This is a genomic window from Rothia sp. HMSC069C04 (assembly GCF_001812895.1).
GTDB lineage: Bacteria > Actinomycetota > Actinomycetes > Actinomycetales > Micrococcaceae > Rothia.
Genome location: NZ_KV810755.1, coordinates 105494 through 115137, shown reverse-complemented (window position 1 = coordinate 115137; position 9644 = coordinate 105494). Strand labels below are relative to the sequence as shown.

Here is a 9644-nt window from a genome sequence, read left to right as displayed (position 1 = left end):
CGGGCACCCTGATGTCGCTTTCGGAAGGTGCGGCTTTATGCGAGCCGCAAGTTCTGCCCGCGCACGCAACGCCAGCAGAGGGTCTGCAGATTATCGGGCTCGTTATTGCCGCCTTCGGATAGCGGGACCTTGTGGACAACCTCGAGGATGAGGATTCGTTCACGCATGATGGAGTTGCCGCATCCGGGGTTTTGGCAGGTGTAGTTGTCGCGTTCTTTGATGCGTTGGCGTAGCTGGGCGGTCATGAGGGTGCGTTCGCCGCCTTCGGGCCATGCCCAGCGTATTTTGCGTTCTAGGGTTTCGGAGAGCGCATCGAGGGTTGGGGTGTCGAGGGTGACGGTGACGGCGCGGTTTTCTTTGCCGCCGGGTGAGGCGTATTCGAAGCGGTAGACGGGGTATGGCACGGTCAGCCCCACGTGGCAGACATTGAGTTTGGCCCAGAACTCCTTGGCGTATTGCTTGGTGATGAACTGGGGCGGGTTGATGTGTGCGATCATATCCTCTTCGCGGCGTCGCACGTTATCGATTGCGGTTTCAAGGCGCGCGATATCGTCGGAGAGGCGTTGTACGTCTTTGAGGGTTTGCAGGTCAGCTTCGATGTGGAAGTATTTGGTGAGGCTGCCGATGGGGTCCCGCTCGGCTTCGAGAACGACCTGTTTTGAGGAGTTGTAGACGTGCGGGTGGCGTTCTTCGGGTTTCTTCCGTAGCAGAGTCTGCCAGGTTTTGGGTTGTTGAACTTCGACGGTGGCGAGGTGGCTGTACATGCCGTTGGTGGAGGTGCCGAGTTCGAAGATTCCGTGGGTGTAGATGTCGTGTACGTAGCTGGCGACTTCGTTGTATTCGCTGGCGAGTGTGGCGGTGCGTTGGCGGTGCGTCTGGAATTCGGGGGTTGCGAAGTACCGGTTTTTGCGGATGGTCATGATGATGCCCGCGATGAGCACGATGATGACGACGCCAAGGATGACGTGCCAGAGGGAGAAGGCGAAGCATACGGCGAAGAAGACGCCGAGCCCTTTGAGGGAGGATTTCACGGGTGTTCCTTTGCGATACGGCGGTGTATCTGTGAGTGTAGATTTCCTCCATTAGGGTATCGGAGGTATTCGCGGCGTGCAAAGCATTTGGTCACGTTGGAGGTGTATAGGCTTCCGCGCCGCTCCCTTCCTGCGCTCCTGCAGGGGAACCCGCCACGCCCGGACGCTCCGCTCTTCCTTGCTTCGTTGCGGAGAGCGCCCGTGCGGGCACCCTGATGTCGCTTTCGGAAGGTGCGGCGCTAAGCCGCAATTTCAACCCACCTATTTGGCGGAGCCAGCAAAAGACTGAGAAGGCGACAGCCGCCCTCCCCCTCCAGTTCGTTATGTCGGTATCGCGCACCCAAGCCCTGCACATACTGAGCCGGGGGGCTAAGTGTCTTACCTACGAGGCGGAGGGGCGGTGCCCTCCGTCGTGACATCGGAGACATGGAGCGGTGCGAGCGTATTTTCCGGAAGCGCCCTCAGGGTGCCCGAAGCGAAGCGAGGGCGGGTCCCCTGCGACGGCGCGGAGGAAATATACGCAGCACCACCTCCAGAACATGCACAGGAACAAGGAGGGCTCTATCCCTCCGCAAACCCAAGAAACTAAAAAGTTAAACACAAAAGCCCTTAGCTCGAAAGCTAAGGGCTTTATCTGTGCGCGATACTGGGATCGAACCAGTGACCTCTTCCGTGTCAGGGAAGCGCGCTACCGCTGCGCCAATCGCGCTCACAAAACAGTTGTTTTGTTGCGAGGTGAGGACGGGATTCGAACCCGCGTACACGGCTTTGCAGGCCGCTGCCTAACCACTCGACCACCTCACCGCATACGCTCCACGAGGGAACGCGTTCGAACTCTTGGAGTCCTTACGAGCGGTTGACGAGACTTGAACTCGCGACATCCACCTTGGCAAGGTGGTGCTCTACCAACTGAGCTACAACCGCATATCAGCGTATTCAATTTGAATCATTCCGTTGGAGTTTTTCGCTCCGTCGTGCTGACAGGTAAATACTATACGGGGTTTTTGAGTGTTTGCCAAATCCTTTGTAGATCATCTTGTGTTCCGCGTGTTTCCGGGGCAGAACGGGGTATTTGGGCTCGTTTTTGAGGTGTGCGAGCAAAATTTATTTTCATGGTGCCGGTCACATTTTCGGGGTTTTGGGATGGTTACTGTTCCCGCGAGGATAGCGGCGGGCACACAATGCCCGCCACGATATCCGCGAAACGTCCACAAAATTTTTCACAAGGACACGAAAAGGAGGGGCGGGGAGCCAGGTTCCCCGCCCCTCCCCTATGAAATCCGCATCAGAAATCCGCACCGACAAAAATGCCAGGCTCATGTTTTTCTGGAGTCTCTAGAGCTCTTCGAAGAAGAGGCGTTCGTAGACCTTGCGGGCGTTGCGAGTTTGGCGCAGGTAGTCTTCTTCGAGGGCGCGGGCACTGCCGGCCGGGTATCCGCACCAGCGGGCGATTGCTTCCAGGTCGGCGCGTCCCGAGGGTAGGGTGTCGGATTGGCGCACGCCGCGCAGTACGTTGCCGCCGCGGATCTTCGTGGCGAGCAGCCAGGCGCCACTGAGGATTTCAGCGTCCGCGGCCTCGACCAGCCCCGCCTCAACCGCGGCGTTTAGCGCCTTCAGCGTGGAGGTGGTGCGCAACCCCGGCACGGCGTGCGCGTGGCGTAGCTGTACGAGCTGGACCAGCCATTCCACGTCGGAGAGGCCGCCGCGGCCGAGCTTGAGCTGGCGGGTGCGGTCGGCGCCGTGCGGCATGCGTTCGTTTTCAACGCGCGCTTTCATGCGGCGAATCTGCTGCACCTGTTCGGGCGCGAAATTTGCCGGGTAGCGGTACGGGTCGATGAGCTCCACGAAAGCCTCGCCGAGCTCTTCGTCGCCGGCGATGGGGCGGGCGCGGGTGAGCGCCTGGAACTCCCAGGTTTCCGCCCAGCGTTCGTAGTAGGAGCGGTAGGAGTCCAGCGAGCGCACGATAGCGCCCTGCTTGCCTTCGGGGCGCAGGTCGGCGTCCACGTCGAGGGGCCGTTCGGCGCGAATGGCGGGCTTGACGGGCTGCTTGAGGAGCGCCAGGGTGCGGTTGACAATGCGTGCCGCCTGTTCCTGTGCGGCGTCCTCGTCTGCGCCGTCGAGGGGTTCGTGGACGAACATGACGTCCGCGTCGGAGCCGAAGCCGTTCTCGGCGCCGCCGAGGCGGCCCATGCCGATGACGGCGATGCGGGTGAGTAGCTTCTCCCCCGCTGTCTCCTCAGCTTCGGCGGGTTCAGCGCCTTCCGGTGCCGCTTGGAGCTCACGCAGGGCAATCTGCAACGCCGCACCGATTGTGCACTCGTCGATGGCGGCAAGACCGGCGCAGGTGTCCTCAATGTCGACGATGCCCAGAGTCCACCCCATGGCAGTGCGCAGAGTCTCACGCCGACGCATATAACGCACGGCGCGCATCGCCTCGGCGGCGTCCTCGTGGCGTGCCAGCAGCGAGGAAACCTCGGAAGCAAGCGCCTCCTCCCCCAGCGGTTTGAGGTCAGCGACCTTGTCCAGCCAGGCGATGGAGGCGGAGGCGTCCTCGAGCAGGTCGGTCATGGGGCGCGAGCTGGAAAGTATCTGGCTGAGGCGTTCGGCGGCTGCGGGTGAGTCGCGGAGCATGCGCAGGTACCAGCTGGTGCTGCCGAGCGATTCGGAGACGATACGGAATCCGAGCAGACCGGCATCCGCGTCCACGCCGCGGGCGAACCAGCCCAGTAGTACGGGCATGAGGTGCCGCTGAATGTCTGCACTGCGGGAAAGTCCCGTGGTGAGCGCCTTGATGTGGCGCATGGCGCCGCGCGGGTCGCGGTAGCCGAGGGCAGCGAGGCGGTCCTGTGCCGCCTGTTCGCTGAGCACCACTTCGTCGCGGCTGAGCGTGGAGACGGCGGCGAGCAGCGGGCGGAAGAAGATCCGCTCGTGCAGTGAACGGACGTTCCGTTTAATTTTCTGCCATGCCTTGAGCATCTGCTCGGCGGAGAGCGTGCCGTTGCGTTCCGGGGAGAGGATCGAGCGGGCGAGGGCGCGCTGTTCGGCATCCTTCTCGGGCATCAGGTGGGTGCGGCGCAGCTGCTGCAGTTGGATGCGGTGCTCGAGCACGCGTAGCTTCTTGTAGTCGCGGCTGAACGCTTCGGCGTCGGTGCGGCTAATGTAGCTGACGGCGGTCAGCGCCGCGAGAGAATCCACGGTGGACTTGGTGCGCACGGCGGGGTCGGTTCGACCGTGCACAAGCTGCAGCAGCTGCACGGTGAACTCAATATCGCGCAGGCCGCCCGGGCCCAGCTTAATCTGACGGTCCACCTGGTGCGAAGGGATATTGTCGGTCACGCGGGCGCGCATCGCCTGCACGGATTCCACGAAGGATTCACGGGCGGCGGACTCCCACACGAAGGGGTCAATTGCGCGGGCGTAGCGGGCACCCAGCTGCGCCGAACCGGCGATGGGGCGCGCCTTGAGCAGCGCCTGGAACTCCCAGTTTTCTGCCCAGCGCTTGTAGTACTGAACGTAGGATTCGACGGTGCGAACCAGCGGGCCGTCCTTACCCTCGGGGCGCAGGTTCGCGTCGACCTCCCAGAGGGCGGGTTCGGGTGCGGGGCCCATGATGGCGCGGGTGAGGGCGTGCACGAGTTCCGTGCCGATGGTGGAACATTCGTTCTCGGTGAGCTTGAGCGGGGCGCTCTCCCCCTCCGCCCCGGCCTTGGGCGTGGCGGCGGGTTCCACGGGCGCAACCACATACACCACGTCAACGTCAGAGATGTAGTTCAGCTCGCGGGCACCGCACTTACCCATACCGATAATCGCCAAGTCCAGGGCGTCTACGGCTTCGCCTCGGCGAGGAGCCGCCAGACCGGGGCCCAGCCCCTCCGCTACTTCGGTGCGCGCAATGGCAAGTGCACCCTCCAGCGCGGCGGCAGCCAAATCGGCGAGGTGACGACCGATGGTGGGCATCATTTCGACCGGGTCTTCACAGCACACGTCGAGCAGGGCGATGCGCGCCAGGGCGGCGCGGTAGGCGACGCGCAGGGTCACGTAGCCGTCCTTGCCGGTCTGTTCGGCGGCAGCGCGCGGACGCTCCGCGTGGGGGTCGGCGCCGAGGGCGGTGAGGATATCGCGGCGGTAGGGGGTATCCAGCGGTGCGATGGGGGTCAGGAATTCCCCGTCGGTTTCCGGCAGGATTGACGCCGGGTGCTGGGAGCGAATCAGCGCGCTCTCAGCCGGGTACACCTGCGTGTCGAAGAGCGGGTCAATGTGTTCGGGGCGGCGGTAGAGAAAATCGCCAATCGCCTGGGATGCGCCGAGCAGGCGGTACATGCCGAATTCTTCTTCGCCGCGGTTGGCGCGTTCGGCGACCACCGGGTGCTTCTCGATGAGGCGCACGAGGGCGGGCAGGGCGATATCCGGTGAGGGTGCGAGGCGCAGCCCGGCAAAGAGCGCATCCTGCGAGACGTGCTTCAGTTCGGGTGCGTTGAGCCAGCGTTCTGCCTTGGACGGGTCGTGGAAGCCGGTGGCGATCATGCGGGTGCGCAGGCGTAGCTGGGCTTTGCGTTCGGCTTCGGCGCGTTGTTCGTCGTCGAGTGCGTCGGGGGCGATGTCGGTGAGCGGTTTGGGTTCTTTGGCGGGGTCGATAATGCGGATGAGCCCGGTGGCCGGGTAGTGGGAGCTGTCAGTCATAGCGTGAGAACCGTGGGTAGAGAACTGGGGTTAGAGAACTGTGGGTGGAGAGTAGATCCGGGGTGGAGAGTATAAATTTCGCCGGCAAAAATCGGCGGCTAAAAATCGGCGGTGAACGGTGCAGTCGATAGGTGCGTTTGATAGACCTGTGGGCGGTACCCGCCGGCGTGTTACCGGTAGCGGGTACCGCCCTGAGGCTGTCAGCGCTCACTCATCCTATGAGGAGGTGAGAAAATCCAGCCGTTAGAGGATTCCGAGGTTGTGCTTGAGCTCGTACGGGGTCACCTGAGCCTGGTACTGGTCCCAGTCGGCGCGCTTATTGCGCAGGAACTGCTCGAAGACCTGCTCGCCCAGGACCTCCGCCATGAACTCGGATTCTTCGGTGATATTGATGGCTTCACGCAGGGATGCGGGCAGCGGGTTGTAGCCCATGGCTCGGCGTTCGGCGTTGGTCATGGCGGCGAGGTCTTCGGTCACGGCGGGCATGAGCGGGTACTCGTTTTCGATACCCTTCAGACCGGCGGCGAGAATCACCGCGTAGGCGAGGTACGGGTTCGACGCCGAGTCCAGGCCGCGGTACTCGATGCGGGCGGACTGCATCTTGTTCGGCTTGTACAGGGGCACACGCACGAGGGCGGAGCGGTTGTTGTGGCCCCAGGAGACGTAGGAGGGTGCCTCGCCGCCGCCCCAGAGACGCTTGTAGGAGTTGATGAACTGGTTGGTGACCGCGGTGAATTCGGGGGCGTGCTTGAGCACACCGGCGATGAAGTGGCGTGCGGTCTTGGACAGCTGGTATTCGGCACCGGCTTCGAAGAATGCGTTGGTGTCGCCTTCGAAGAGGGAGAAGTGGGTGTGCATGCCGCTGCCGGCGTACTTGGTGAAGGGCTTGGGCATGAAGGTTGCGTACATGCCGAGCGAGTAGGCGACTTCCTTGATGACGGTGCGGAAGGTCATGACGTTATCGGCGGTCTGCAGGGCGTCGGCGTGGCGCAGGTCGATTTCGTTCTGTCCGGGGCCGGTTTCGTGGTGGCTGAATTCGACGGAGATGCCGACTTCTTCGAGCATGGTCACTGCCTTGCGGCGGAAGTCCTGCACGATGCCGCCGGGGGTGTGGTCGAAGTAGGATTCGTGATCCACGGGCACGGGGAATCCGTCGGCGCCGAGCTTGGAGGATTCGAGCAGGTAGAACTCAATTTCAGGTGAGGTGTAGCAGGTGAAGCCCATCTCCGCTGCCTTGTTGAGCACGCGCTTGAGCACGCCGCGGGTGTCGGAGGCGCTAATCTCACCGTCGGGGGTGAGCACGTCACAGAACATGCGGGAGGTGTAGTCTTCCTCGCCGCGCCAGGGCAGGATCTGGAAGGTGGAGGGGTCCGGCTGCAGCAGCATGTCAGATTCGTAGATGCGGGAGAAACCCTCAATCGAGGAGCCGTCAAAGCCCAGGCCCTCATCGAAGGCGCTTTCTACTTCAGCCGGTGCGAGCGCAACGGATTTGAGGGTGCCGACCACGTCGGTGAACCAGAGGCGGATGAAGCGGATGTCGCGCTCTTCGATGGTGCGCAGTACAAATTCCTGTTGGCGGTCCATGAGTTGCCCTCTCGGTGCGGGCGCGCATCCGCGTGGTACCCGTCTGTGGGTGGCGGAGGCGCGCTAAATTTGCTGCCGAGGTGTGGAAGACCCTGCTGCGGAAAGCCCTGCATGTCCCATGGGATTCCAGAGGATTCCAGGGGGTTCCGCAGTGTTGCGTGCCAGCGGTGCTGGCGCCTCCTTGCCCCGGCGTGTGTCCTGTTGTTATCTAGCCTATCGGGTTCTGCTCTGTGGCGGGCGGGTGGGAGGTTTCGTTTGTGTAAATTCTCTTTTTCTGCGCCGCGGTAGCTCAGATTCTGGGCGATGCGAGGAGGGGCGCTCCCCCGCTTTTTCTGCGGTGTGGGTTTTACTCAGATGCCAAGCAGGTTCAGATACCTAGCATATGACGGTTCTCGGGGCGGGGAGCGGGGTCGCCTTGCGATAATGGGAGTATGCTACATTCCATTCTTCCCTCGACTGTGCAGTTTCCGTCGGAGCAGTTTCCATTGGCGCAGCTTCCGCTGGCGACCAGCATCGTTGCCGCTGATCCTACCGGTTTAGAGTGGCTACTACTTATTGCCGCCCCCATTGTTTTCTTGGTGTTGTACCTGGTCTGCCTTTTTGCGGTTGCGGTCTTTGGCCCGACAGTCATGAAGAACAGCAAGTCTGGTGGCACGACCTACCTGCTGGATCGCCCCTCCCGCGTGGCGTTTAGGACTCGCACCGTGGCGCTCTTTGCGGTGGTGGGTGCGTTTGTGGAGTTCATTTGGACCGGTTATACGGGCCGTTTGGGTTCGAGTGCGGCTATTCCGGTCATTATTTTTAGTTGGTCGTGGAAGTACACTTTCTTCTTCCTGCCGCTGCAGCTGATTCGTGCCTGGTATGTTCACGCAAGCCGCGGCAAGTATGATGCGCTGTCGGCTGAGGGTGCTCAGCGCCGTGAGAAGCTGAACCGTAAGAGCGCTTACGAGGTGTCGAAGATGATGCAGCGTAACCCGCAGCAGTTCGCCATGAATAAGGAGCTACATACGCTGGCGCGCGGTCAGAAGATTGCGGGCATGCGTCCGTTCCAGCACCTTGATGAGGCGGGCAAGAAGCGCCGCGCGAACTATACGGTGGAGCTGGCTGTGGCGCTCATGCAGGCGCGTGCCATGAACCCCGGTAAGCTTCCGTCGGAGGCGTTCGGTGAGAGCATCCTGGGTATGGGTGTTGGCATTGCGTCTGATCGGGCGGTGGAGCAGACCTGGCTGACGCTGTGCACGGAGCGTGTCAACGCGCCGGATGCGCCGAACTACCCGGATTCGCTGGGGCCGGTGGCGGCTCGTTTTTCGCTGTTTACCACGATGTCGCTGTTGCATCCGGTGATGGGTCGCCCCTATTCGCCGTTTACTGCGCCGGATGCGCGCCGTTTTGTTCCGCGTGATTTCTCGGCGGATACCGTGCTGTTGAAGACTGAGGAGCTGGGCAAGAAGGCTCTGATGCAGAGCGCGATTTTCCGTCAGCTTCATGAGCGTCTTCTGCCGTTGCATCAGCAGCAGCCTCAGCTGGTGGATGGTCGCGCCCTGGCATATTGCGGTGCCCTGCTGTTGACTGTTGCGAAGGCTGAGGCGGAGAGCCAGCGCCTAACGAGCCAGATTCTGGTGGCGGCGGCTTCGGAGCGCGGCATCCTGTCCTACGGTTTGTTCTCGCAGATTGCTGAGGATTATCAGTGTGTTCAGCGTCTGCTGAATCTGATGGTGAAGGCGACCGCCGACATTGAGCGTTTCATCAACGCGGTGGAGGCGCTGGTGCAGATGCATTCTGGTCCGGTTCAGCCGTCCGGTATTGCGTACGAGAAGGCGCAGATGGAGTACATCGCTGCTCTTCTGGACGTTATTGTCTTCTCTTCGCACGCCCCGCTTGCCGGTTCTATTCAGGCGTCTTACGCCCTGCTGAAGGCAGACTATGAGGCGTTTACTTTCAACACCACCGATGAGCTGAGCCGTAGCTACTGGCTGCAGTACGCGAAGAACGCGGTGAGCGCCTGCGATACGGGTCTAGCTCAGGGCTACGAGGGTTTCTTCGGCGCTGATGATGCAACAAAGACGGCTGATGCGGCGAGGACGGCGTGGGAGTCCTACGCGGAGGACGTCGTGAAGGAAGTCTGCACCTATTCGATCATGCAGCTGTACTGGGATGCTCTGGTGCAGCAGGCGCTCATTCAGCGCGATTTGCCGCGCGAGTTTGAGGATGCTTCTTCCGCTATTCCGGAGCTGATGAATAAGAACGCCCCTGCGTCGTTCCCGACCTACTACATCAACCTCATCTGGAACTAGGCATAGTTGTTCCCTCGTGGTGAGCGGTACGCCAGGTTGGAGCCGTACAGGGTTA

4 protein-coding genes and 3 tRNA genes are annotated in these 9644 nt (G+C 61.8%); 1 reads left to right on the top strand and 6 read right to left on the bottom strand.

The features are described 5' to 3' along the window. Positions 1-35: 35 nt before the first annotated feature. The 6 genes from HMPREF2879_RS07350 to glnA form a co-directional block, all read right to left on the bottom strand. The gene (locus HMPREF2879_RS07350) at positions 36-1031 is read right to left on the bottom strand and encodes an HNH endonuclease (RefSeq protein ID WP_070635153.1); all 996 of its coding nucleotides are present in this window, start codon (positions 1029-1031) and stop codon (positions 36-38) included. Positions 1032-1668: 637 nt separating this feature from the next. Next, positions 1669-1740 (bottom strand) — tRNA-Val (locus HMPREF2879_RS07345). 24 nt (positions 1741-1764) lie between these two features. Then, positions 1765-1835, bottom strand: a tRNA-Cys gene (locus HMPREF2879_RS07340). Positions 1836-1882: 47 nt separating this feature from the next. Beyond that, a tRNA-Gly gene (locus HMPREF2879_RS07335) sits at positions 1883-1955 on the bottom strand. A gap of 411 nt (positions 1956-2366) precedes the next feature. Next, the gene (locus HMPREF2879_RS07330; RefSeq protein WP_210399484.1) at positions 2367-5711 is read right to left on the bottom strand and encodes a bifunctional [glutamine synthetase] adenylyltransferase/[glutamine synthetase]-adenylyl-L-tyrosine phosphorylase; all 3345 of its coding nucleotides are present in this window, start codon (positions 5709-5711) and stop codon (positions 2367-2369) included. A gap of 243 nt (positions 5712-5954) precedes the next feature. Then, a complete protein-coding gene (gene glnA, locus HMPREF2879_RS07325; protein WP_049362897.1) occupies positions 5955-7295 on the bottom strand; it encodes a type I glutamate--ammonia ligase in 1341 nt (446 codons plus the stop codon). Between the two features lie 431 nt (positions 7296-7726). Here glnA and HMPREF2879_RS07320 point away from each other — a divergent pair, with 431 nt between their 5' ends. Then, complete coding sequence (locus HMPREF2879_RS07320) at positions 7727-9589, top strand: geranylgeranyl pyrophosphate synthase (protein ID WP_070635152.1); 1863 nt, start codon at positions 7727-7729, stop codon at positions 9587-9589. Positions 9590-9644 lie beyond the last annotated feature (55 nt).

Bases quoted from the DNA above. Each gene is read 5' to 3' on its own strand.
- HMPREF2879_RS07330 (WP_210399484.1), bottom strand. From the start codon at position 5,711: ATGACTGACAGCTCCCACTACCCGGCCACCGGGCTCATCCGCATTATC.
- glnA (WP_049362897.1), bottom strand. From the start codon at position 7,295: ATGGACCGCCAACAGGAATTTGTACTGCGCACCATCGAAGAGCGCGAC.
- HMPREF2879_RS07320 (WP_070635152.1), top strand. From the start codon at position 7,727: ATGCTACATTCCATTCTTCCCTCGACTGTGCAGTTTCCGTCGGAGCAG.